Annotated in this window: 15 protein-coding genes; 7 read left to right on the plus strand and 8 right to left on the minus strand. The window is 65.9% G+C overall.

Translation table 11 applies throughout. The features are described from left to right. Positions 1-5 precede the first annotated feature (5 nt). The 4 genes from VN706_25265 to VN706_25280 are packed head-to-tail and all read right to left on the minus strand — an operon-like array spanning position 6 to position 4824. The gene (locus VN706_25265) at positions 6-749 is read right to left on the minus strand and encodes a LytTR family DNA-binding domain-containing protein (GenBank protein ID HXT18961.1); all 744 of its coding nucleotides are present in this window, start codon (positions 747-749) and stop codon (positions 6-8) included. A 2-nt stretch (positions 750-751) separates the two neighbouring features. After that, positions 752-1846 (minus strand): histidine kinase, encoded by a 1095-nt coding sequence (locus VN706_25270; GenBank protein HXT18962.1) that lies wholly within the window; start codon positions 1844-1846, stop codon positions 752-754. An 18-nt stretch (positions 1847-1864) separates the two neighbouring features. Next, positions 1865-2614, minus strand: a complete 750-nt coding sequence (locus VN706_25275; GenBank protein HXT18963.1) for a tetratricopeptide repeat protein — start codon at positions 2612-2614, stop codon at positions 1865-1867. A gap of 2 nt (positions 2615-2616) precedes the next feature. Continuing rightward, complete coding sequence (locus tag VN706_25280) at positions 2617-4824, minus strand: TonB-dependent receptor (GenBank protein HXT18964.1); 2208 nt, start codon at positions 4822-4824, stop codon at positions 2617-2619. A gap of 287 nt (positions 4825-5111) precedes the next feature. Between VN706_25280 and VN706_25285 the strand changes: the two genes are divergently transcribed. After that, positions 5112-5579, plus strand: coding sequence for a MarR family transcriptional regulator (locus VN706_25285; protein ID HXT18965.1), 468 nt, complete (start codon positions 5112-5114; stop codon positions 5577-5579). Here the strand turns inward: VN706_25285 and VN706_25290 are convergent. Continuing rightward, complete coding sequence (locus VN706_25290; protein ID HXT18966.1) at positions 5538-7133, minus strand: glycosyltransferase family 39 protein; 1596 nt, start codon at positions 7131-7133, stop codon at positions 5538-5540. The two genes, VN706_25285 and VN706_25290, sit on opposite strands and share 42 nt — an antisense overlap. 12 nt (positions 7134-7145) lie before the next feature. Next, the gene (locus tag VN706_25295) at positions 7146-8474 is read right to left on the minus strand and encodes a hypothetical protein (protein HXT18967.1); all 1329 of its coding nucleotides are present in this window, start codon (positions 8472-8474) and stop codon (positions 7146-7148) included. 123 nt (positions 8475-8597) lie between these two features. On the opposite strand from VN706_25295, the gene VN706_25300 reads away from it, so the two are divergent. The 5 genes from VN706_25300 (at position 8598) to VN706_25320 (ending at position 18477) form a co-directional block, all read left to right on the plus strand. Continuing rightward, a complete protein-coding gene (locus tag VN706_25300; GenBank protein ID HXT18968.1) occupies positions 8598-10673 on the plus strand; it encodes a thioredoxin domain-containing protein in 2076 nt (691 codons plus the stop codon). A gap of 228 nt (positions 10674-10901) precedes the next feature. Further along, on the plus strand, positions 10902-13016 hold the full coding sequence (locus tag VN706_25305) for an FAD-dependent oxidoreductase (protein ID HXT18969.1): 2115 nt from the start codon (positions 10902-10904) through the stop codon (positions 13014-13016). A 39-nt stretch (positions 13017-13055) separates the two neighbouring features. Further along, a complete protein-coding gene (locus VN706_25310) occupies positions 13056-13979 on the plus strand; it encodes a hypothetical protein (GenBank protein HXT18970.1) in 924 nt (307 codons plus the stop codon). A gap of 7 nt (positions 13980-13986) precedes the next feature. Next, positions 13987-15030 carry a polyprenyl synthetase family protein gene (locus VN706_25315; protein HXT18971.1) on the plus strand — a complete coding sequence of 348 codons (1044 nt, stop codon included), beginning with the start codon at positions 13987-13989 and terminating at the stop codon, positions 15028-15030. A 3-nt stretch (positions 15031-15033) separates the two neighbouring features. Beyond that, positions 15034-18477 (plus strand): hypothetical protein, encoded by a 3444-nt coding sequence (locus tag VN706_25320; GenBank protein ID HXT18972.1) that lies wholly within the window; start codon positions 15034-15036, stop codon positions 18475-18477. Here VN706_25320 and VN706_25325 read toward each other — a convergent pair. Next, positions 18412-19626 (minus strand): saccharopine dehydrogenase NADP-binding domain-containing protein, encoded by a 1215-nt coding sequence (locus VN706_25325; protein HXT18973.1) that lies wholly within the window; start codon positions 19624-19626, stop codon positions 18412-18414. The two genes, VN706_25320 and VN706_25325, sit on opposite strands and share 66 nt — an antisense overlap. Positions 19627-19657: 31 nt before the next feature. Next, a complete protein-coding gene (locus VN706_25330) occupies positions 19658-22891 on the minus strand; it encodes an adenylate/guanylate cyclase domain-containing protein (GenBank protein HXT18974.1) in 3234 nt (1077 codons plus the stop codon). Between the two features lie 229 nt (positions 22892-23120). On the opposite strand from VN706_25330, the gene VN706_25335 reads away from it, so the two are divergent. Further along, positions 23121-25394, plus strand: a complete 2274-nt coding sequence (locus VN706_25335) for a protein kinase (GenBank protein HXT18975.1) — start codon at positions 23121-23123, stop codon at positions 25392-25394. The last annotated feature ends 52 nt before the right edge of the window (positions 25395-25446 follow it).

Below are 25446 nucleotides of genomic sequence, written 5' to 3' on the forward strand. Positions count from 1 at the left end.
CCTAATCAGATCGCCAGGCCTCTCAATTCCTTCGATCGCGTCCGGCTCGCGACCAATCGCGTTCCATCGCGCATTTCGAGCTGCAAGCGCGTCCCGTCGAACGGCTCCATCGCCGCAACGTGATCCAGATTCACGATGTGCGAACGATGAATGCGAAGGAAACGCCGAGGATCGAGCCGGGCCTCGAACTCGTTCATGCCGAGGTACACGAGGTAGCGCCGCCCGCGCGCGTGCACCGCGACGTAGTCGTCGTCCGCTTCCAACCGCTCGATGTCGTTCACCGCGATCGGAATGATGCGGCCGCGATCGCGCGCGAAGATGCGCGTCAACGGTCCGCCGGCCGCGAGTTGATCGAACGCCTCTGTCGCGCGGCGGCCCACCGGTTCATCGCTCACGTCGCGCACCGCGCGGCGAACGCGATCCAGCGCCGCATTCAATCGCTCGGCGCCGAAGGGCTTGAGAAGATAGTCGATCGCCTCGAGCTCGAACGCGGCGACGGCGAAAGTATCGTACGCGGTGGTGAACACGATCGCCGGATCGTGCCGGATCCGGCGAAGCACGTCCAGGCCGCTCAACTCGGGCATCTCGATGTCGAGGAACACGAGGTCGGGCTTGAGCGCATCGATGATCGCGACCGCGGTCTTTCCGTCGGCAGCCTCACCGACGCACTCGATCCAGTCGATGCCGGCGAGTAAGTCGCGCAGTTGATCGCGGGCGATCGGTTCGTCCTCGACGACGACGGCGCGCATTTTCACGCGACCGTGCCGGCCGGTGTACCGCTAACCGACGTCGCGGGCAGACGAATGCGCACGCGAAACCCTTCATTCGGGGCGGTGACGACGACGAATGCCGCGCTGCGGCCGTATCGCGCGTCGAGGCGCTGTCGCACGGCACGCAGACCGACGCCGCTTCCGTCCTTGCGCTCATCGGCAAGGACAGTCGGCGGCGCGCCGGGACCGTCGTCCGCAACCTCCAACTCGAGTGCGTCGTCGACGAGCGTGGCGGTCAGCGTCATCGTTCCGCCTGACGCCCGCGGTGCGATGCCATACTTGATCGCGTTCTCGACGAGCGGCTGAAGCGTGAGCGACGGCAGCACGCAATCGAGCGCGTCGGGATCGATCTGTTCGACGACGCGCAAGCGGTCGCCGAGCCGAAGCTGCTCGAGCGACAGGTAGCTGCGCAGGAACTTCAGCTCGTCGGCGAGCGGGCCATCTTCACGCCGAGATCGCTTGACGTCGAGCACGTAGCGCAGCATATCGCCGAATTGCTCGAGCGCATGTTCGGCGGTCGGCGGATCGCGCCGCACGAGGGCAACGAGCGTATGCAGGGTATTGAAGAGAAAGTGCGGATTGAGCTGACCGCGCAATGCCGCCAACTCCGCCTGGACGCGCAATGATTCGGCGCGTGCCGCGCGCGCTTCCTGCTCGCGCAAGCGTACGCCGATGCGAATGACGTGTGAACCCGCCGCGATCGCGGCGTAGAAGAACAGGCTGTCGAACGCCTCGTAGCCGATGAATTGATTGACGATGACGCGTGCCGCGTAGAATCCCGTGCCCCAGGCAATGAGCAGGAATTCGGTGACCTCCCAGGTCGCGGCAAAGAGTGCGGCGCAGACCAGGTGGACAACCACGAGATGCCACAGGTGCCGCGGCGGCCACGGCAGTTTGCCCGTGAGCCACCACACGCCGATTCCGAGAATCGCCGGGACGTAGACGTAGCTCAAGCCTTCGACCAGTCCACGGCCGAACGACGCGTGCTGCATCTGCATGACGACCACGGCATAGATGAAGGCCATGGGAATCCACGCCAGTCCGTACCACGTCCAGTATTTCGCGCGACGTTGCATCAGAATCTCCGGTGCGTGCTACTTCAACGCGGCGAGCAGCGTCCGCGGCCAGGCGAACGTCGGCGCGAGTGCGAGCGCCGATTTGTACGCGGCTTCGGCCTTCGTCTTGTCATGCAGCTTCTCGTACACCTGTCCGAGCCACACATACGCTTCCGCATGTCCCCATGATGGCTCGCCCGGCTTGGGCGCATCTGTTGCGAACAGGTCGATCGCGTGCTGAATGTCGTCCTTCGCCTTGGCCAATCCACCGCCGTATTCCTCGGGGGTGAAGATCCACCCGATGCCGCGAATGAGCCAGACGCGTGGATTCTTCGGCGCCATCGCCACGGCGGCGGTATTCTCTTCCTGCGAGGCGATGCCAAGCTCCATCGCGCGCGAGGGATCGGCGCCGATGAGCTGGCCGTCGATCGACGCCATCAGCGCATGCGTTTCCGCCAGCGGGTGCGTCTTGAGCGACCGCGTGAAGTAGTCCTGCGCGCGATTCAGGAGCGGCGTGGCATTGCCGCCGCGCCCGATGATCATGCTCGCTTCCTGATACAGCGCGAAGCCCGCGTAATGCAGAATCAGTCCGTCGCTCGGATACGCCGTCGCGACGCGTTCGGCGAGCGCGCGCGCTGACGTGTATGCGGCAATGTCACCGCTCAGATTCGCTTTTTTCAGTTCGCCGCTGATGGTGTCCGCCCACTTGGCGGGTGCGTCTTGCGCCTTCGCGGTGCCGTGCGCGACAACGATCGCCGCGACAAGCACAAGAACAGTCGTACGAGACATGATCAACCTCCAAGATGTGTGAGTGACGCACCCAGATAGAACGAGCGATTGAACAGACTGCGCACCGGAATACGGCGGCTGTAGTCGGCGGTGTAGGCGTATTCGTACAGATTCGTGCGATCGAGGACGTTGTCGACCGAGAAGTAGTAGACGAGCGCGTTGTGCGAACCGAGACGGAGGTAGCGCGACACCGCGAGATCGAGCTTTTCCTCGGCGGGCATGCGCTGCGAATTGGCCGGGCCGTATGCCGGCTCCCAGACATGCCGTGAAGGGTCGAATGTCGCGCCCGCCACCGGCGTAAACGGCTTTCCGGTGGCGTATCGCCAGGCGCCGCTCACGCTCCAACCCGCCGGCAACGCCTGCTCGCCAACGAGCGTCATTGAATGAGTGATGTCGAACGGCGACCGCGTGAGCACGGCGGTGCTGGGATCCGTGCGGCGCGCGTGCAGAAAGCTGTATGTCGCGCGCGCCGAGAAGAACGGCCATAGCTGGCGGCGTAGGAAGACGTCCGCACCGTTTGTTTCACCGGTGCCGCCGCCCACGACGAGCTTGTCGTGCGTCAAGCCAACGAGATCGTCGTACGACTTGTGATAGAGCTCGACGCGCGCCAGCTGCTTGTCTTCGCCCAGCTGCATCCCGAGCACGAATTGGCGCGCGGACATCGGGCCCAAGCCCGGCGTTCCGATGCCTGACGCGAAGTACAGCGGGTCAGACACCTGGTGGTACTCGCCAACCGCCGCGGTGAACGTCGCGTCGCCGCGCTGATACGCCACCGAGAAGCGTGGATCGATCGTGCGGCGGCGCGTGAAGCTCGAGTAGTCCGAGCGCAGGCCGGCGATCAAGCGCAGATCGTCGAGCGCGCGCACGTCCGCTTCGGTGAACTCACCGGTGCGATCGCCCGCGGCGCGCGAATCGAACGTCACGATCGGCGCACCCGGTGCACCGTCGGCGACCGACACGGGAATCGATCCGATGAACCGCGCATCGCGCCAATCGGCATCTCCGCCCGTTCGCAGCGTCAACCGCTCGGCGGCCGTCCACGCAACCTGACCGAAGATCTGCGACCAGCGCTCGACGTCTCCCAGGTCGAACACGCCGAACTCTTCGCCGCGATGCACGGTGGAGTACGACATGCTGATCGTCGGCGCGACGGAGCCGAACAGATCCTTCCAGCCGGCCTGCACCATCGAGCTGTGAATGTCCGCCGCATAGCCTCCGCTGTACGACGGATCATCGACGCCGATGCCCAGCGCCGAGTGGCGATCGATAGCGAAGGTTTTGATTTCGGCGGTCGGACGATAGTTGTAGACGACGCTCCCGCTGACGTCGGTGCCGTTCGGCGCGGGATCATAACCGCGCGTCGCGCCATTCACCTTGAACAGCAGGTGCGTATCGTTGCGCGTCGCGGTCGCGTGTACACCTAGAGTTGGCGAAAGGGACAGGTCGGCGCCGGTGGACACGCTGGCTAAGCCGATCGCGGCGGTCTCTGAGCTCTGGACCGGACGGCCGGCGGTGCGCAGATCAACGACGCCGGACAGGATGTTGCCGTACCGCGCACCGAAACCGCCGGAGCTGAAAAAGATGCCGTCCAGCAAAAAGGGATTGACGGTGACCGTGTAATTGCCGGTCGGCGTCTCGTAGTTGTACGGCGACAACATCACGGTGTTGTTCAACAGGACCTTGGTCTCGCTCACGTCGCCGCCGCGCACGAATAGGCCGGTTCCTTCGTCGACGCCTTGCACGCCGGGAAGGGTCTGAATCGCGCGCGCGATGTCGCCTGTCGCACCGGGCGTCGTGACCACCTCGAGCGCGCTCAGCGTGACGCCGCGTTCGTTGCCCGCCGTGTAGGCGCCGGCCTGAACGCGAATGGGGGCGAGTGTGGCCGCTTGTGCCAGGAGCGTGATAGCGAGATCGGCGCTCGTGTCGACGGGTACGACGATCGACACCGGCGCGAAGCCGATGTGCCGGACGACGATCGTCACCTGCCCGCTCGCTGACGTTCGCAGCGTGAACCGGCCCGCCTCGTCGGTCGTTGTGGCGTCAAGGGATTCGAGCAGAAAGACACTCGCGCCGGTCACAGGTGCGCCGGTGCGCGAACTGACCGTGCCGCGCAGCACGTGCGCTGGCGCCGGCAGCGTTTGCGCCGTCAGGACCGTGCGGGCCGCCGCGAAGAGCAGGGCCAAGCCGATGAATCGTGAAAGCTTTCTCATGCCCGGACCCTACGTCGGCACCTGGGCACCCGTCTTCAACTATTCGGTGAACCGTCGGAACCACTCGGCGAACGGTGATGGCGGGCGATGGATACAATATTGGGCAGTGAATCGATCATTGACCGCTCGCGCTTGGCGCGACAAACGCCTATCATCCCCTAAGCGTGCATTCGACAGCAGCAGCAGAGCCGGGAAGGCCAGGGGATCCAATGGCGCAGAACGACGGCGACATCCGAACGGAAATCGCCCAACGTCGTCCGTTTCACTCGGTCAAGGCAGAAGTTGCCGTGAGCATTTTGCGAACGGCGGCGCTGATCGAGCGCCATTTCGCGCAGGTCGTCGCTCGGACCGGTGTGACCGTGCAGCAGTACAACGTGCTGCGCATTCTTCGCGGCGCCGGCGAAGAAGGGCTGCCGACGCTCGTCATTCGCGATCGCATGATTCACGCGGCGCCGGGTATCACGCGGCTCTTGGACAAGCTCGAGACCGCGGGCCTCGCTCGACGCGAGCGGACGTCGCCCGACCGGCGTCAGGTGTTTTGCTTCATCACGTCGCGCGGCTTGGAAGTGCTCGACACGCTCGATGAAGAAATGCGAAAGGCCGACGAAGTGGCCGTCGGAAATCTGAGCGACACCGAACAGCGGCAGCTGCTCAAGCTGCTGGAAGGCGTTCGAGCCGGACAGCGTGCCGGGCTGGAGCCGATCGACCGCGCGCTAACGGGCCGCGACCGGCCAGCCTCCGCGCCAGGCGACTAGCACCCACAAGCGACGCGTCGTGATTTCGCCGGCGCCGCGACGAAGCGAGACGAGCTCGCCGCGCCGCGTGGACGTGAAGTACGGCGCCAACGCCCTGACCACGTCGTGCGGACCGTTCGACTCGTCGAGCGCGAGCACCAGGTTGTCGCCGGTTTGCGCGACATCGGCAAAGCCGGGCCAGAGCACGTACTGATTCACCCGGCCGGTGAGATTCGTCGCGAACGTCGTGGGATGAACGGGGTCGTGGAACGCAAGCTCGGATGCTTCCTGATATCGATCGCCGCCGAGCCATGTGGTGGCATTCGTTTCGCGGCGGACTGCGTCCGCGGTGCTGTCCGCGCTCCGCGTCAGCTCGCGCCATCCGAACGCTCGGCCGATCGGATCCTTGCGCGCGGGAATCGGCAGCACGGGCGCAAGCGCCTGAACGTAGATGATCGCCGACATCACCGCGGCGAAGATGACTCCAGCGCGAAGCCATTTGCTCGCGGCGACATTCCATGGCGTAACGGCGATCAACACGATCGCCGGGATGTATGCCGGGGCGGGCCAGTTTGGCTCGACGCGTTGGCGTAGGGCGCTGTAGATGAAAAAGCCGAAGGAGACCAGTGTCACGGCGGCAAGCATGAATTCTATGTCATCCTGAACGAGCGCAGCGAGCGAAGGATCCCTGTGCGCCGAGGGCAGGGGTCCTTCGCGCTTCGCGCTCAGAATGACACCATTCGTCAATGACCGATAAACCGCGATACCCATCATCACGAACAAAATGGGCGACGCGAGTCCGGCTTGACCGCCCCAGAAGTCTCCCTCGTGCTTCCACGCCGCGAGAAGCGCCGAACCTTGCGGTGCGGCGAGACCGTGCCTGAGCTGAAACACGAACGAAATCCAGCCGTGCTCTCGATTCCAAAGGAGTACCGGCAGAAGGACGATCGTCGCGATGATGCACGCGAGGTACGGCCCCGGCTCTCGCAGCCGAGCGCGCAGCGACGGGCGTATGAGGATTGCGACGACGACGCCGGCGGGCAGAAAGATCGACGTGTACTTGGACGAGAATGCGAGCCCGAGCGAGACGCCCGTGGCAATCCACCATCGGAACGAATCGGCGCTTCGCGGCGGATGCTCGAGTGCGCGCACGACGCAATACAAGCCGACCGCGGTCATCATCAGCACGGGCACGTCGGGCGTGGCGAGGATGAGTCCCGCGGCGGCAAGCGGCATCGCGGTGATCACGATGGCGGCACGCGTCGCGGCCCCGTCGCCCGCGAGGCGGCGCGCGATGGCAATGGTTGCCATAGCGGCAATCCAGCCGGCGATGATCACGCCCAGCCGAATTCCGAGCGGCGTCACCGCGGCGCGAAAGGGCGCGAGCGCGAGTGTCCCGAGCCGGATGAGGACTGCAATCCCGAAGGGATGGTCGAAGTACCCCGGCGCGAGATGGCGCGACCACTCCCAGTAATACGTCTCGTCGGGAAAGACGGGAATGATCGCGGCGAAGATCAACCGAACGACGGCCGCGATGCTGACGATCGCGACGGCGTTCGTGCGGTGAGAGGTCACGCCGTCACGCCGTCACGTCGCGATAGACGGGCGCACGCGATACCGACGCACCGCTCGGCCGATCAACACCAACCCCCACGTCCAGATCATCCAGGCAACGCGCTCATCGGCCGAGAGCGTCGTGAACATCCGCCATGCGATCGCGGGCAGCGCGAAGACCAACCCGGTCGCCGTGGTCCCGCCCGCCACGACACGCTCGGCGGTCTTCGTTCCGTCGCGTCGTCCGACGCGCAGAATGTCTTCGACGATCCGCGAAATCGAATCGGCGGTCATGCCGCGCCATCCGGGAATCGCGAGCAATGTCCAGCCGGGCGCCGTGCGCCCCCAGCCGTGATTGTCGGAACCCGTCACGAGCGCCAGGTTGAGGCTGTCGGCGAGATGTATGATGCGCTGCCGGTCACGCCGCGTCTGCGACAGTCCACGTGGCGAACCGTCGACGATCTCGATCGCGCTCATCCCCGCCTGTCCGGGCGCCGCCGCCACGACCTTCGAGAGGTTCCCGGGCATCGTTTCGATGAGCACGGGCGCGGTCTGCACGAGCAGACTCGCGATCATGAGCGATTGCTCATCGACATCCTTGAGGTCCGGCGTCGTAATTCCCTTGTAGCGCCGCCCGGCATTTAGAATGTTCACATGCTCGCCGCGATAGAACGCCTCGAGCCCCTGCAAAATCAGCGTGCCCTGCCCCGCCTGGGGCGGGTTCGACGCCACGCCGCGCTCGGCCCCCTCGAACGTGGCGTGATCGGTGATGAGCGCGAGATCGAACCCCGCGGCACGATGCCACTCCCGCACGTCATCCTCGCTCCAGCCGCTGCGCCCGTCGTGCGAGTACTTCGTGTGCGCGTGGAAATCGGCGACCAACACGCCGGGGTCCGACGTCTCGAGCTGCGCCATCGGACGCGGCAGCATCGCGGCGGCCGCATATGTCAGGAAGATCGCGCCGAGGAGCGCGAGCGAGGCCCATACTTCGCGGCGGGCCGTGGTGCTCCGCGAGCGCGCGAGAACGATTCGCGCGATCGCGAACAGGACGATCACCCAGATCACCAGCGCGATGTGCTGCGCCACGGTGAGGAGCGTGACCGTATCGAGAACGCTCGACACCGGCTCGATCGCGAGATACGACGTGGGCCGGCTGAGGCTCGCCTCGCCGATGGGCTGCAGCGTCGCGGCGTCGCGCACCGGATCGACGGCGAACGCGACCGTGATGAACGTGAGCAACGTGATCAGGATCGCGACGACGAGCGACGTCCGCAGCGCGAAGCGGCGCGGGTGATCGTGATGCGGCGCATGCTGGACATGCTGGGCATGCTGCTGACCGTCATGACGCTTGGGACTAGGCAATGCAGTATGATTTGAGCGTGGAACCACCCTGCTCGGCCCTTCTTCGGCCCTTCTGTCGAAGCGCCGGCGAGTGCCGACAAACTGACGACTGCGCTGGTTTCTCACAAGCTTACACGCCGTTCAATGCCGAATCGACTCGCGAGCGAAACCAGCCCGTACCTCCTGCAGCACGCGGACAATCCGGTGGACTGGCATCCGTGGGGCCCTGAGGCACTCGAGCGTGCGAAGCACGAAGACAAGCCGATCCTGCTGAGCATCGGCTACGCGGCGTGCCATTGGTGTCACGTGATGGCGCACGAGTCGTTCGAGGACGACGCGACGGCCGCGCTCATGAATGAGCGTTTCATCAACATCAAGGTCGACCGCGAAGAGCGGCCGGACATCGACGCCATCTACATGCAGGCCGTGCAGGCGATGACCGGCCACGGCGGCTGGCCGATGACCATGTTCCTCACGCCCGACGGCGTGCCGTTTTACAGCGGAACGTATTTCCCGACGGACGACCGGCACGGCATGCCGTCGTTCACGCGCATCCTGACGGCGGTGTCCGATGCGTATCGCGCCAAGCCGGGCGAAGTGCAGCGCACCGCGGCGGCCGTCCGCGAAATGTACGAGCAGACGTCTAGCCAAACGCGCAGCAGCGGCCCGCTCACGAGCGAGCTTCTCGACGCTGCTTATCGCGCGCTGAGTGGCCACTACGACGAACGGAACGGCGGCTTCTCCGACGCACCAAAATTTCCGCAGACAATGTCGCTCGATTTTCTGCTGCGGTACTGGGCACGACGTGGCGTGGAGAACGCGCTGGCGATGGTTTCCAACTCGTTTCTCAAGATGGCGCGCGGCGGCATCTACGATCAGATCGGCGGCGGTTTCGCGCGCTACTCGGTCGATGCGGTGTGGCTCGTGCCGCACTTCGAGAAGATGCTCTACGACAACGCGCTCCTCGTGCGACTTGGCAGCCACCTCTGGCAGGCGACACGCGACGACGAAGTTCGGCGCGTCACCGAGGAAACCATCGACTGGGCGATTCGCGAGATGCGTGCTCCGGACGGCGGCTTTTATTCCTCGTACGATGCCGACAGCGAAGGGCACGAAGGAAGATTCTACATCTGGAGCGCCGCGGAGCTCGATGCCGCGCTCGGCGCCGATGCCCCGGTGCTGCGCGCATACTGGGGCGTTTCGGAAACTGGAAACTTTGAAGGCCGAAACATTCTGGCGGTTGAAAGCGACGCCAGGACCATCGCCGCGCGATTCAAGCTTTCGGAGCCCGAGCTTCGCGAGCTCGTCGAACGCGGGAAGCGACGGTTGTACGACGTTCGAAAGGCGCGTGTGTGGCCAGGCCGCGATGACAAGGTGCTCGCGTCGTGGAACGGGCTGATGGTGTGCGGCATCGCCGAGGCGGCGCGTGCGTTCGATAGCGAGGACTATCGGCGCGTCGCCATCGAAAGCGCCGAGTTTCTGTTCGAGCGGCTCGTTGAAAACGGACGCGTGCTGCGTTCGTTCAAGGATGGGCGGGCGCGCATCACCGGATTTCTCGAGGATCACGCCGCGCTCGGTCTCGCGGCGATCGCGGTGTACGAGATCACCTTCGACAGCCGATGGTTGGAGCGCGCCCGCGAGCTGGCATCGAGCGTCGTGCGCTGGTTCTGGGACGATGAGGCCGGCGCATTTTACGACACGGCCTCCGATCACGAAGCGCTCATCACTCGGCCGCGCGAGATCACCGACAACGCGACGCCGTCGGGTACGTCGCTCGCCGTGGAACTGCTGCTGCGAATCGCGGAGCTGTTCGACGATGCGGATGCGCGCCGCCGCGCGACTCATGTGCTCGAGTCAATCGCGCCGGCGATCGCACGCTACCCCACCGCGTTCGGCCATATGCTCGGCTGCGCCGACATGGTGGTGAACGGTGCGGTGGAATTGGCGCTCGTCGGCGACCCGAGCTCGGACGATTTTCGCGCGATGATGCGCACCGCCGGCGATGAATACGTCCCGGCGCTGGTCGTCGCGGGCGGGCGCCCCGGCACGAGCGATGTGGCACTTCTGCGAGACCGTCCTGCGCGCGATGGAGCTTCGACAGCGTACGTTTGCCAAAACTATGCGTGTGATGAACCGGCAACGTCGGCTGCGATGCTGCGCGAACAGTTGATCGCGATTCGAACAAACGCGACAAGGCAACAGCGGGCGCGCGCGGACTAACCCTGACACTTCGCGGGCTCACGCGAACGATCCCACAACCCCGCAAGACCGGGACGACAAGCGAAAAAAAGCAAATCAGGCCCGGGGTCACCGATTCTGAATCGGATTGCGGATGTTGTGGTTTTCGTCCGCGGAAGTCCGTGCCGTGCCCGCGTTAGTCCGCGTGCGCCGTTGCTGTTGTTCTACGACCTTACGAAGTCGCCCCGGTTGCCGCACATTGCTCGCCGCATGCCCTCCCGTCGTTCTCATCGACAACGAACACCACCCGAAGCCGATCGGCCGAGTCGAGTCGCGATCATCGGCGGCGGCTGTGCCGCGCTAACGACTGCCTTCGAGCTCACGCGTCCCGAGCTCGCCGGCCAGTTCGAGGTCACGGTGTATCAGATGGGCTGGCGACTTGGCGGCAAAGGCGCGTCGGGGCGCGGCAAGCACGACCGCATCGAAGAGCACGGCCTCCATTTGTGGATGGGCTTCTACGAGAACGCATTCCGTTTGATGCGCGAGTGCTATGCCGAGCGGGCGGCGGACGGTGTCGAGCGTCGACTGAATGACTGGCGCGAGGCGTTCACACCCGCGCACGACGTCGCGGTCGTCGATCGCACGCGCGATGGCACCTGGGACGCGTGGCTCGCGCAATTTCCCTGCGGACGCGGTCTGCCCGGCGATCCGATCGAGAGCGGCAGCCCGTTCACGATCGCGAATTACTTGCGTCAATCGGCGTCGCTGCTCGCGGCGCTGCTTCGATCCGCACAGCCGAAAGGCACGACACCCTCGCTCTCGGGATTCGGCCAGCTCGCGGCACTCGGCGGCATCGTCGAGGCGGTGGAGACGCTGCTCGTGCTGCTGGATACCATGGCGCCCGAGCCGGTCTGCGCGGCGATCGACACGCAAACCCGGCTCATCGAATCGATCGCGGCCGTCGCGCGCCGGCAGCTCGAGGCGCTCGTCGATCGCGATCCGGCGCTGCTCCGCGTGTGGCAAGTCGCCGACATCATTCTGGCGATTCTGCGCGGCTCGACCGTGCATGGGCTGGCGTTCGATCCGCGCGGCTTCGATGCGTTGAATGACTACGATTGGCGCGAGTGGCTGATGATGCACGGCGCCTCACAACGCTCGGTCGACTCCGGTTTCATGCGCGGCATCTACGATCTGGCTTTCGCCTTCGAGGACGGCGACGTCAATCGCCCGAGCCTGGCCGCCGGCGTCGCTCTCCGCGGCGCGATGCGCATGTTCTTCACCTACCGCGGCGCCCTCTTCTGGCGGATGAGCGCCGGCATGGGCGACGTCGTCTTTTCGCCGCTTTACGAAGTGCTCAAGCGCCGCGGCGTGCGATTCGAGTTCTTTCATCGCCTTCGAAATGTCTGTCTCTCGCCCACGAACGCACCCGGCCTCCCCTATGTGGACGCGCTCGAGCTCGACGTGCAGGCGAAAATCAAATCGGGCGGCGAGTATCAGCCGCTGGTCGACGTTCACGGCGTGCCATCGTGGCCCGCCGAGCCGGATTACGCGCAGCTCGCGAATGGTGCGACGCTGCAGCGCGAGCGTCGAATGTTCGAGGCGCATTGGGACGAGCGGCGGGTCGGACGCAAGACACTTCGCGTCGGCACCGACTTCGACTTCGTCGTGCTTGGCGTGAGCATTGGTGCGATTCCGTACGTGGCGAGCGAGCTGCTGGCGCGCAGTCCGCGCTGGGCCGACATGGTGCGTCACGTGAAGTCAGTGCCGACGCAGGCACTCCAACTCTGGGTTCGCGCCGACGCGGCACAACTTGGCTGGCCGCATCCGCCGATCAACCTGTCGGGATTCGTCGAGCCGTTCGATACCTGGGCCGACATGTCCCATCTCATACCGGAAGAGAGCTTTTCCGAGGATGTTGGTTCGGTCGCGTACTTCTGCAGTGTACTGCCGGACGCGATCCCACCGGACGGCGTCACGGAGGAGTTCGCGCGCGCGCAGCGCGCGAAGGTTCGACAGAACGCAATCGATTTTCTTGATCGCGACGTCCGCGAGATCTGGCCGAATGCATGCAATGCAAACGGTGGATTCGATTGGTCGCTCCTTGCCGGTTCGACTGCGCGGGGAAGCAAGGCGATCGACAGCCAATACTTCACTGCTAACGTAAATCCGAGCGACCGATACGTCCTTTCCCTGCCGGGGAGTTCGAGGTATCGTATCTCCCCGCTCGACTTGACGTTCGACAATCTCACCATCGCCGGCGACTGGACCGCGTCCGGACTCGACTCGGGTTGCATCGAGTCGGCCGTGATGTCGGGGCGGCTGGCGGCACACGCACTCTCGCAGCATCCGCCGCTCGAGGAAATCGTCGGATACGATCATCCTTGAGTCGTCATCATCTCCAACCGAGCTGCCCACGAGGCGCACGTGCCGTCCAAGCGAAGGAAGCGTACGCCGCCTGAACGCGGTGGTCCCAGGCGATCGAGCGCGCAGCCGGCGACGCCCGAAGAGAAGCGCAGCGGCAGAGAGACGAGCAACACCAGCGACACCGACAGCAAAAATGATTCGCGGCACGAGCGCGACTACAGCTATGGTCGCGCGGTCGATCGCGGACTCGAAGCCGCGCGGCGCGTCGTCGATGGAGTCGTCGGCGCGGTCGATGCAACGACGCGCGGTGCAGTCGAGCGCGGGGTGGAAACCGCATACGCGGTGGTCGATGAGTACATGCGCCGCGGCCGAACGGCCGCGAGCCAGCGACGCAACGGAAATTCCGGGAATTCCGGGAACCCCGTGAATTACGGGAACTTTGGGGGAGGCAGCGTGGGACACCAACACGGCGGGTATTCGACGGGCGGCGGCGGCGCGGGCAACGGCGGCGGTCCGTTCAACAGCGGCGGAGGACCATGGGGCGGGGGCAACATGTCGTCGAACCCGATGTTCGCGCCGTGGATCCAGATGATGCGCATGTGGACCGACAGCATGATGGCCTTCATGCCCACCGGCGCACCGAATCCGTTCGCGATGTGGACGGGCGCGGCCCAGCCTCGACCCGCGATCGCGGTGCGCACGGCATCGGTCAATCCCGCCGAGGTCACCGTGACTCTCGATGCGGGCGCGGAATGGCTGCTGCTGCGCGTCGACGCATTAGAGAATCCTGATGAGCCGGGCGCGTCATCCATTGCCGCGCCGACGATCACGTGCGAACCGGGCCGCGTCAGCGTGCACGTGAGCGTGCCGGCGTCGCAAACCGCCGGACACTACCACGGCACCATTCGCGACTCGGGCGGCGTGCGCCGCGGCGAGTTGTGCGTGGACGTCGAGGCGCCGCGGTCGGCCGGCGTGCCCGTTTAGAGCCCGAGTGGCCACCGCGTCGGCTCCGATACGCGATCTCGTTCCGTCGCTGCTTCGCGAGTACGGCGAAGCGACGCGGTCCATTCTCTTTACGTATCTGCCTCGCAGCGAGCCCCGGCGCTACCTGTACGATCTCGCCGCCGACTATCCGCTGCGCGGCGGCCGAGCGTTTCGTCCGACACTGTGCATCGCGACCGCGCGCGCGTTCGGCGCGCCGATCGACGCCGCGGTCCGCACCGCCGCGTCGATCGAGATGATGCACAACGCCATGCTCATCCACGACGACATCGAGGACGAGAGCGAGGAGCGTCGCGGCCGCCCGACGATGCACCGCAACGAAGGCGTACCGCTCGCGATCAACGTCGGCGATATGCTCTCGCTGTTGGCGCTCCGTCCGCTGATCGACAATCGCGCGCTTCTCGGACCGCAGCTCGCGTTTCGCATTCTCGAAGAGACCGAGCGCATGGCGCGCGAGTCTGCCGAAGGGCAGGCGTTGGAGCTGGGCTGGCGTCGCGACAACGTCACTGACGTCGCCGAAGCGGACTATCTCGCGATGGTGCTCAAGAAGACCTGCTGGCTCGGCATGATTCACCCGAGCCGCGTCGGCGCGCTGATCGGATCGCACGGCGACCTCGACGCCGACGCCTGCATTCGCTTCGGCTTCTTCCTCGGCGCCGCGTTTCAGATCCAGGATGACCTGCTCAACCTCGTCGGCGACGCGACCGCATACGGCAAGGAACTGAGCGGCGACATCTGGGAAGGCAAGCGCACGCTCATGCTCATTCGCCTGTTGGCGCTGGCCGCCGACGACGAAGGCTCCCGCATTCGCCACGTGTTGTCGCTGCCGCGACCGGAGCGCTCGCTCGGCGACGTGCGATGGATTCGGTCGCGCATGGACTACTACGACTGCATCGACTACGCGCGGCAGGTGGCGCAGGGGCTCGCCGGCGCGGCGCATCACGAATTCTCGCTGCTGTACGATCACCTGCCGGACTCGCGCGACAAGCGGTTCATCGAAGCACTACCGACGTGGGTAATCGAGAGGAACTAACGCATGAAAGACGATTCTTCGTTGCACCTGCCGCGCTTCAGCGTGCCGCAGGGAAGCGACTATTCCCTCTCGATCAAGCCGCCCTTGTCCTTTAGCGGCGTCACCAACCTCGTCTTTCCGCTGCGCGCCAGCCTCGATGCGTTGCAGCAATTCTGTAACAACTATCTGAACATCATTCCGCGCGAGCTCGGCTACTTTCGCGTTCCGATGCCGTACGTCTATCTCATGCTGCTCGATTACGGGCGCATGGCGATCGACGTCGCAAACGTCGGGTGGCTCGCCCAGCGCGAAGTGTTCTTCTGCGTGCCGCTGGAGTGGTACCGCTACGTGAACGGCCGCTGGGTCTTTCACGACTGGGCGTCGATCTGCCCGTTCATCTACGTCGACGACGATCTGTCGATGGCCACCGGCCGCGCGGTGTACGGCTGGCCCAAGTCGCCGGCGAAGATGACGCCGACGGTGAGCGACTGGATGACAGATCCCACGTCGCCGATCACCGAAGCGTCGCTCAGCACGCCGGTGTTCCCCGAGCTGTACGCGGGCGACAAACCGGAGCAGCGCGTCTTCCTGGAGATTCAGCGCCAACGCGCGCCGTCCATGCTGCGCATGCCGCCGACCGGCGCCGGCCCGATGACGCCATGGCGCATGGCGACCAACGTGGCCGAAGCGATCGCGGGCTACGGGCGCGACGCCGTCGGGATGATGGCCGGCCTCGGCATCATGCCGATGCACCCGGGCTCCAGCGGCGACAATTACCTCGCCATGATGACGCGCATGATGCAGATGGGCTTTCCCATGCGCCCCAACATCGTCGCGAACACGCTCAACCTGAAGCAATTCAGGTTATCCGAAGATCCCAGCCGCTTCGCGTTTCAGGCACTGACGAACGGCCCCATGCACTACACGTCCTTCAATCGCGCGGGCGCGCTCGGCGAAGAGCGAATTCTGCTCGGCGACTCGTCGGCGGGGTTTACGGTCAAGCTCTATCAATGGCCGTCGCTCCCGATCGTCGAGACGCTCGGCCTCGCGGTCGATCGCAAGTGGCGCGGCGCCGGCGTGGACGTCGTCGAGATCAAGCCGGTGCTGCCGTTCTGGTACGACGTGAACATGACGTACTTGCCGGGCTACAACATCGCCTGGCGGAGCCGCGACAGCGCGTGGCACGACGAGCACGACAAACCGGTCGCGCCGTCCACGTCGACCAAGATCGCCATGCCCGCGCTGTTCAACACCACGCTGGGCGCGGGGAACAAGGCGGTCGCCGGGCCGTTCCGATTCTCGAATACTACAATTAGAACACTCCCGCTGCTCGCCGATCGCGAGACGCTGTCGCGGTTCATCGCCGAGTACCTGAACGCGCCGTTGGAGGAAGGCCGGGCGGCATACCGCTTCTCCCTCTGGGCCGGCGATGCGCCGAGCCGGTTCGCCTACGTGTACTTCACGGCGACGACATACGGCGACGTCACCTCGGGCACGGACAACATCGGCGATTGGGCGGACGCCGAAGTCGCGCTGCTCGTGCCCGTGCAGTGGGTCAAGGTCGACGGCGCCAAGGGCGAACAGTCGCTCGAGGGCGTCGGCCTCGTTCCGGTATTCACCTTTCTCGATACGGCCACCGCGGCGAACGCGCGATCCGAAGTGCTCGGCATTCCGAGCACGATCGCAAAGTTCGCGCGGCAGCAGAGTGCGTGGCTGGGCGACAACTCGCCGCACGAAGGCGGACAGGAAACGCTCCTGCACGTCGGCACCGAGATTCTGCCCGCGGTCGGCGAAGGCCAGAAGGCCTCGCGGCGCGGGATTCTGGAGGTCATCGTCGGCGAAGCGGCGTCGGACTCGAATCCGGTCGAGTGGCGCGACGTCGCCGATCGCTGGGGCTCGATGCTCAAGCTCGAGCTGCTGCGCAAACGCGCCGCGGCGGGCAAAGACGCCGCGGGTCGGCCGGCGAATGAGGAGCGCCGAGCCACGTTCGACGCGGCCCGCGCGTTGTCGCTCGAGCTGCTCGGCAATCGCGTCCCCTTCTCGATCTACACGCTCAAACAATTCCGCGACATTCGAGACGCCGATCGCTCGTGCTATCAGTCGATCGTTCGAGTGCACCGTACACTCGATGAAATTCTCGACCTGCGCGAGATCGAAGCTCCGCTCCGCATTCGCATTCATGAATATCCGACCCAGCCGCTCGTCTCGCTGCTCGGACTCGTGGCGCGTCCGGTCGACGGCAAGGGCGGCGTGACGTACATGGTGCAGCCGGTGCGGCCATTCTGGATGCGTGTATCGATGTCGGAAGCCTTAGGTGAGTTGATGCTGCATCGCGCGGCCGATGACCAGTGGCATTTGCCGAAGCGCGAGCCACAGGACCCCGATCAACCCGGCACGGCGATGCCGGCGAAGTCGTATTTCGACGGAACGTCTACGACGCCCGGCGTGGGCGTCGGTGCAACATGGCTCCAGGATCACGCTGATCCACGCCGGCTCGCCGACGCGGCGATTCAATGGCGCACACACACGTACTCGGGCGCCGGCCAGAATCTCACCGTCGACGAAGCACGCGCCGCGGTGCGCGCGATCGATCCGCAAGCCGTGATCGAGTCGATTCTTTCGGGCGAGTGGGGAAACTGGAACCGAAAAGCACGCTGGCTGCGCCGCCGCACCGAGCTTCGCCAAAAGCTCGAGCAGGATACGGTCGGCATGGAAGGCGTGTATCTCGCGCATCAGGAGCTCGCGGTCCTGCAGCAGATCGTCGACAACTCCAAGTCGGCGCCGGGCAAGGAGCCGGCGGACGATCGCTTGGCGTTGCTCAAAGCGCTCGAGCCGATCGTCGATCTTCGCACGACGATCGAATCCGGTTGGGAGAACCTGTTTCGACTCGGCAAACAGATCGACAAGTTCCAGACGACGCACTCGCCGGACGATCAACCGAAGATCGCGGAGGCGCACGACGCCGCGCGCAGCATGCTGGACGGTCTCGTCGCCATGGAAAACGACGCCGTCGGCGCCGCGGCGAAGCTGAAGGCGTTCGTTCGCCTGGAGTCCGTGCCGTCACAGCCGCGCCTGCACGAATTGAACGCGCACTTCGCTCCGCTGAGCGCGATGATCGACGCGGCGGGCGACGATCTCGCCAAGTGGTGGCAGATCGTGCTGCTGATGTGGAAGGAAGGCGATCTGCTGCGCGAAGCGATCGCTCTCGCGCGCGATCGGTATCTCTATTGGCGCAACGTCGTGCTCGACGTGCTCAGTCGCGACGCGCAGAAGCCGGAGTTCGTCGTCACGCGCACCGCCGCGGGCACGGAAGCGGACCGCGTGTTTCCGCTACCGCAGTCGTGGGACGAAGATTGGTATGCGGGCGAGCCGGCAAATCAGTCGTGGGGACACGATCACGATTCAGACGCGGCAGGCGGGGCACCGCATCCCAACACCGGCATTCCGCAACCGACTGACCAGGCGTAAGCCGAGCGCGGTCGCGGGTGTGAGAATGCCGGCGCGCCGCGTGCTCGTGCGATCCGCGCCATCATCGGCGAGCGCGAGCGCGGCTTCGGAGACGATCTTCGCGGTGACGTCCGTCGCGGGATCGCCCCGATCGGCCACCTCGGCCCACGTGCTCGTGCCATCGTCGTACTTGCCGACGAACTGCGCGCGGAAATACGGATTGGCGGGGCGCATGGCGTCGGGAAAGGCCCCGCGCGCGAACGGCGCAATCCAATCGGCCGCGCCCGGCTGACGGGCCATCAGCTGATACGCCGCCATTCCCATCGACGCGGCCGATGCCGCGACGAATCCGAGCGGCGAATTCGTGTCCCAGTATTCCTGATACCGGAATCCGGCGCCGTACGGTTCCCCCCACTCGCGAAACAGCGCGGCGCTGCGGCGAACCACGCGCGTATTGATCGGCGCCATGAAGAAGGGGGCGACCCATCGGCCGAGGTCCTGATCGGCGATCGGGCCTGCCGGATCGGCGTTCCCCGCCCGCTCGGCATCCGTTTGTGTTTCATGAGGATTCAATAATATCGGATCTCTCATAGCCTGAAGATCGGCTGGCCGGCGCCACAGCTCGCGCGTCGAGGCCGCGGTGCCGGCGTTGTAGCCGCCCGCATACTGGAAATAGCCTTTCACCTGTCGCAACTCGGCGCCGCGTGCCCGACCGTGCTCCGCGAGCAGGAACGCGCCAAGGTCCGACGGAACGGAGTCGAAGCCGCAGAGCGGGACGATGCGTGCGCCCGAGTGTTCGGCGCGCGCGTGGTAGCGGTCGATCATTCGGCGGACGTGCGCCGTCTCGCCGGTGATGTCGACGTAGTCCACGCCCGCTTCCGCGCACGCGCGAAGCGCCGGCTCGCCGTAGAGGACAAACGGACCGAGCGCGGCGAGGAGGACGCGAGTCTCGCCGACCATGCGGCGGACGGCGGCGTCGTCGAGCGCATCAGCGACGATGGCGCCGGGCTTCGTGCGCAGCGAGCGACGGAGCGCGTCGAGCGCGGATGCGTTCCTTCCCGCGACCGCCCAACGAATTCCGTTCGCGGCCGCAACGCGGTCGAGATACGAAGCGATGGCGCGCCCCGCGGAGCCCGTCGCTCCGAAGACGACGATGTCGTACCGACTCATCGTGCGCCGGCCGCCATCGTCGCCGTCACCGTCAGGCGGGCATGGAGACGGAGTCGCCGGCGACCAACGCGTCCAGCGTCGTGCGCAGGTCGCGCAGCTCCGGACTGTCGCGGCCTTCGGTGAACCACGCGTCGAGCGGCTCGAGCAACGCACGGGCTTCGTCGCGCTCGCCGGCGTTGGCCAGCATGCGAGCGAGCAGCAGCGCCGCACGCAACTCGAGCAATCGGGCGCCCTGTCCGCGCGCGATGTCGATCGCCGCGCGGAAGCTCCGTTCGGCGTGCTCCGTGTTGCCGAGCCCCAGCTCGATCTCACCAATGTTGCGGTGGAATTCGGCGGTGTAGTAGAGCTCGTCCTGCTCGCCCGCGATACGGAGCGCGGTCCGCAGAGAATCCAACGCGGCTTCGGGGTCGCCGGCGGCGCGCAGCGCGTCGGCGACCATCATGTACATCGTCGGCACGTAGATGCCCGACTCGTTGTTGACGAAGTCGTCGATCGCCGAGCGAATGCGCGGCACGGCGGCGGACGCGTCGCCCTGCATCGCCTCGGCCCAGCCGCTGTACACGCGCATGGTGTCGGCCCAGAACGCAAATCCCTTCTGCACTGACAGCGAATAGCCTTGATCCGCTTTCGCGGCCACCGTCGGAACGTCGCGTGTGTCCAGGTAGAAATACATCGCGATGCCGAGGCCCACGCTGGTGCACGCGGGATTGGCCAGCGCCTGCACCAGGTCCTCGAGCTCGCGCAGCCGCTTCGCCGCTTGATCGATGTGGCCCGTCAGCCGCAGGCTCATCGTCAGAAATGCCAGACAGCAGACGGTCGACGGAATCTGGAACACCCGCACGAGCTCCTTCTCCTGCTCCAGATCAAAGATCTCTAACGCCTTCTCGGCGTGAAAGCGCGCTTCCTCGAACTCGCCGCGGAAGAAGTGCGTGTAGCCGATGCCGTGGCGCGCCGCGACGTGCAAGATCTTCACGTCGGTCGCCAGCGCGATGTCCAGCACCGTCTTCGCCTCGGCCAGCGCGCGCCCGTGCTCGCCGCGAACGAAGAGCACCGTCCACAAGCCCCACAGCGCGGCGAGCAAACCCTGGCCGTTGTTCGCGCGCTCGCACAAGTCGCGCGCGCGATTGCACGCGATCTCGACTTCGCGCGCGCCCCAGCCGCGCGTGGCCATCAGTGCCGGCGCGAGCGCGAGCTGCGCGTTCATTTCCTTTTGAATACGATCGGGATCGTCTTCCGGGAGCGTCGAGAGCAGGGCGATCGCTTTGCGCAGGTGGCCCACGCACTCCTCGACCGCCGAACGCTCCTGCGCCTGGAAACCCGCCTTCATCCAGTAGTCGATTGCGTCCGAGGTGTGCCCCGCGCCCTCGAAGTGCCGAGCCAGCAATTCCGGCTTCGTCTCCGCCGTCTCGGGGAAATGCTCGAGCAACGCGGTCGCGATGCGCCCGTGGTATTCCTGTCTGGTCTTGCGCAGCAGCGACTCGTACGCTGCGTCCTGCATGAGCGCGTGCTTGAACGTGTACGTCGCGCGCGGCGGAATCCCCACCCGTGAGATCAGATCGAGCTCCGTGATGTGCTCGAGCGCGCGGCGCAGCGACTCTTCGTCGCGTCCCGAGACGTGCTGGAGAAGCTCGAAAGTGAACTCGCGGCCGATCGTCGACGCGAGCTGCGCGACCGATTTATCCGCGCGAAGTCGGTCGATGCGGGCCATGAGAGAATCGTGAACCGTGGCCGGAATGAGTCCGGCCGGCATCGGTCCGATCAGCTCGTAGCGATCCTCGAGCTCGCGCAGCACGCCCGACTCGACGATCGTGCGCACGACCGCTTCGACGAAGAGCGGGACACCCGCCGTGCGATCGACGATCTCGCGCGTCAGCGCCTGTGGCAGCGGCTTCCGTCCGACGACGCCCGCGATGAGCGCCTGCGTATCCTGTCGCGCCAGCGCCTGCAGCACGATCTCGGTGACGTTCGGCGCCGAGCTTCGCGCCACGACACCTTCAGGGCGCGTGGTGCAGACCACCATCGCGCGCGACATCGCCTGGCGCGAGATCACGAGGCCGAGCAGTTCCATCGTCGACGGATCTGCCCAGTGCAGATCCTCGATCAGCACCAGCACGGGATCCGCCGATCCCGAGCGCAGCAATAGGTCGGCGAGCATGTCGAGCGTGCGTTTGCGGTGTCTCTCCGCCGGCAGATCACTCGGCGCGTAGCGTCCTTCGGTCTGCAACCCGAACAGCGGAGCAACGAGTGGCATCGCTTCGGCCGTATTGATGCGCCGGCCGGCCAGGAACGCGTCGAGCGCCGCAAGCTTCGCCTCGGGCGAGCCCGCGCTCTCGAACAGCAGCCGGCGCGCAAGCATGTCGACGATTGGATACAGCGCACTGCCGGCGTGATACGGCGAACACTGCGCCTCGAACAGCTCGTGCGGACCCGTCGCGGCAAACTCTTTCGCGGCACCGGCAAGGCGCGATTTCCCCATGCCGGCTTCGGCGCGCAGAATCAGCGTTTGGCCCGCGCCATTTTTCGACTGCTGCCACCGCGAGCGAACGCTCTCGAGCTCGTGCTCGCGGCCGACGAAGGGCGCCATGCCGCCGGCGGAAACGGCCGCGAAGCGCGTGGTGCTGTCGTTCGCGCGGATGACGCGGAAGACGCGCATCGGCTTCGTGATGCCCTTGAGAGCGCGCTCGCCCAGGTCCTCGACCTTGAAGTGGCCGGAGATCAGGCGGCGCGTCGGCTCGCTCACGAACACCGTGTCGGGCTGCGCTTCGCCCTGAATGCGCGCCGCGATGTTCGGTGTCTCGCCCAATGCGAGCTGCTCGCGCTTCTCGCCGCTGCCAACGTCGCCGACGACGACCAGGCCCGTGTGAATCCCGACGCGGACGTGCGGCCGCTGCCCGTTGACGTCGACCTTCGACATCGCCTCGAGAATCTCGAGGCCCGAGTGCACGGCCCGAGCAGCGTTGTCTTCGCGCGCGATCGGGTAGCCAAAGTAGGCCAGGATCCCGTCGCCCAGGTACTGCGCGACATGGCCGTCGTAGCGCCGAATGATCCGGGCGCACTCCGACTGATAATTAGTGTACAGGTCACGCAATTCTTCGGGGTCGAGCGACTCCGAGAGCGCGGTCGATCCGACGAGGTCGACGAACACGACGGTGAGCTGCCGCCGTTCCGCGGAGGAGTCGGACGACTCCTGCGGCAGGGCGGCGCCACAGTTTCCGCAGAACTTCATGCCGGCGGGCATTTCCGCGCGGCAGGCAGGGCACTGCATTGGCGATGGGCGGTGGGCGTTGGGCGATGGGCGGACGGCGGAAGCCCTCGCCGCCGCGTGACGCCCGATGCTGCGAACATATCCCCTCGCGCACACGCGCGCGAGTGTCGCGACATACATTGCGCTCGTGGTAGACGGGCGAGAACTTCGTAGGGCGCTGAGGTTCGGACACCCTGCGTCCAACGCGCAACCGCCCAGCGCCCACCGCCCATCGCCCATCGCCCATCGCTTGATTCACACATTCGACGAATACCGCGACGCGCTCGCCGAAACGTACGCGCTGGAACGGGAGATCGGTGAAGGTGGCATGGCCACCGTCTATCTCGCGCTCGACCACAAGCACAAGCGGCACGTTGCGCTCAAGCTGCTGCGGTCGGCATTCGCCGAGCATGGTGTTGCCGAGCGGTTCGTGCGTGAGATTCGCCTGACGGCGCGTCTGTCGCATCCGCACATTCTGCCCCTGCTCGATTCGGGCAACGTGCTCGACACACCGTTCTACGTCATGCCGCTGGTCGTCGGCGAATCACTGGGCGATCGCCTCGACCGCGAGGGCCGGCTGCCGATCGAGGACGCGGTGCGCATCGCGACCCAGGTATCGGATGCGCTGGGATATGCGCACGCCCAAGGCATCATTCATCGCGACGTGAAGCCGGCGAACATCATGCTCGCCGGCCGTCATGCGTTCGTCGCGGACTTCGGCGTCGCCAAGGCCATCTCGTCGTCGACCACCGAGGACGATCGCACGCAAACCGGCATGGCGATCGGTACCATCGCGTACATGAGCCCCGAGCAGGCGCTCGGCGAACAGTTCATCGACGCCCGCAGCGACATCTTCAGTCTGGGCGCGGTGCTCTACGAGATGCTGACCGGCGAGCGCGCATTCGGCGGAACGAATGCGCAAGCGGTGTTGGCCCGACGCTTTTCGGGCGTTCCGCCGCTGGCGCGCGACAAGCGACCCGACGTTCCCGAGGAGCTCGAGCGCGTCATCACGCAGTCGCTGTCGCTCGAGCCCGACGATCGCTTCGCGACGGCCGCCGACTTCGAGGAAGCATTGCAGGGCGCCATGCGCGCCAGCGCGTTCGCGACCAGCGCACCGCGCTCCGTCGAGGAGACGGAGGTCCTTCCGTCGCTCGCCGTGCTGCCGTTCGACAATCTCAGCGGCGATCCCGACAACGAGTATCTCTCCGACGGCATCACCGAAGAGATCCTGACGTTGCTCTCGCGCCGCCGCACCATTCGCGTGTGCGCGCGCGCATCAGCATTCTCATTCAAGAAGCATCAAGACGACGTGCGTCTGATCGGCAGCCGGCTCGGCGTGCTGAACGTGCTGCTCGGCAGCGTGCGGCGGGCGACCGATCGATTGCGTGTCACCGCGCGCCTGGTGGATACGCGCGACGGATTCCAGATCTGGTCCGAGCGCTACGATCGGACGCTCGCCGACGTGTTCGCGATTCAGGACGAGATCGGCGAGTCGATCGCGACGGCGCTCAACGCCACGCTCGTCGGCGATACGCCCGCTCCGGCGCCGACACCGGCGGCGACCCGCATCGATGCCTACGACATTTTCCTGCGCGGACGCGCGTTCTGGAATCAGCGGACGAGCACCAGCATGCGGAAGGCGCTCGACTGCTTCGAGCAGGTGATCGCCGCCGATCCGACGTATGCACCGGCGCACGCCGCGATTGCCGACGTCTGGGTGTCGCTCGCCGTATACGGCGCGGCGGCGCCGGGCGAGGCCATGCCCAAGGCACGCGTCGCCGCCGAGGCGGCGCTCGCGATCGATCCCGCACTGGCCGAAGCGCGGGTGGCGCTCGGCCACGTGCTCGCGCATTACGACTGGAACTTCACCGCGGCGGGTCAGGCCTTTCGCCAGGCGATCTCGCTCAATCCTCAGCTGCCGTCGGCGCACCAGGGTTTGGCGACGGCGGTGCTCACGCCCCGGCACAAGTTCGCGGATGCGGTGAGCGCCATTCGCACGGCGCTCAAGATGGATCCGCTGTCGCCGGTGTTGCGCGTGACGCTGAGCAGCGTGCTGCTCTATGCGCGCGAGTACAAGGAGGCGGTGGAGGCGGCGAAGTCGGCGCTGGAGCTCGATCCGGCGTTCGCGCCCGCGTACTTCTTCCTCGGACGCGCCTACACGCATCTGCTCGACTTCGACGCGGCCCGCATGAATGCCGAGCGCTCGGTGGAATTGTCGGGCGCCAGCACGGAGACGTTGGCGTCATTCGGCTACATGCTCGCGCTCGCGGGCGAGCACGATCGCGCGCGCGGCATTCAGACTGGGCTCGAGCGTCGCGCCGCGGAGACGTACACCTCGCCGACGCACCTTGCGCCGATTCCCGTCGCACTCGGCGAGTTCGATCGTGCGCTCGGGTTCCTCGAGGCCGCGGCCGACGTTCGCGCCAGTGATCTGATCTGGGCGAACGTGCGGTCGAGTTTCGATCCGCTCAGGAAGGAGCCGCGGTTCGCGGAGTTGATGAAGCGGATGGGGCTGTTCGTTTAGAAGGTTGACGTAGCTCCGTGCCGGTCCGTGTCCGTCCGAAGTCACGTCCGTG

This window comes from Gemmatimonadaceae bacterium (assembly GCA_035606695.1).
GTDB lineage: Bacteria > Gemmatimonadota > Gemmatimonadetes > Gemmatimonadales > Gemmatimonadaceae > JAQBQB01.

Excerpts from the sequence above, each read along its gene's own strand:
- VN706_25265 (HXT18961.1), bottom strand. The coding sequence starts at position 749 with ATGCGCGCCGTCGTCGTCGAGGACGAACCGATCGCCCGCGATCAACTG.
- VN706_25270 (HXT18962.1), bottom strand. The coding sequence starts at position 1,846 with ATGCAACGTCGCGCGAAATACTGGACGTGGTACGGACTGGCGTGGATT.
- VN706_25275 (HXT18963.1), bottom strand. The coding sequence starts at position 2,614 with ATGTCTCGTACGACTGTTCTTGTGCTTGTCGCGGCGATCGTTGTCGCG.
- VN706_25280 (HXT18964.1), bottom strand. The coding sequence starts at position 4,824 with ATGAGAAAGCTTTCACGATTCATCGGCTTGGCCCTGCTCTTCGCGGCG.
- VN706_25300 (HXT18968.1), top strand. The coding sequence starts at position 8,598 with ATGCCGAATCGACTCGCGAGCGAAACCAGCCCGTACCTCCTGCAGCAC.
- VN706_25305 (HXT18969.1), top strand. The coding sequence starts at position 10,902 with ATGCCCTCCCGTCGTTCTCATCGACAACGAACACCACCCGAAGCCGAT.
- VN706_25320 (HXT18972.1), top strand. The coding sequence starts at position 15,034 with ATGAAAGACGATTCTTCGTTGCACCTGCCGCGCTTCAGCGTGCCGCAG.
- VN706_25325 (HXT18973.1), bottom strand. The coding sequence starts at position 19,626 with ATGAGTCGGTACGACATCGTCGTCTTCGGAGCGACGGGCTCCGCGGGG.
- VN706_25330 (HXT18974.1), bottom strand. The coding sequence starts at position 22,891 with ATGCAGTGCCCTGCCTGCCGCGCGGAAATGCCCGCCGGCATGAAGTTC.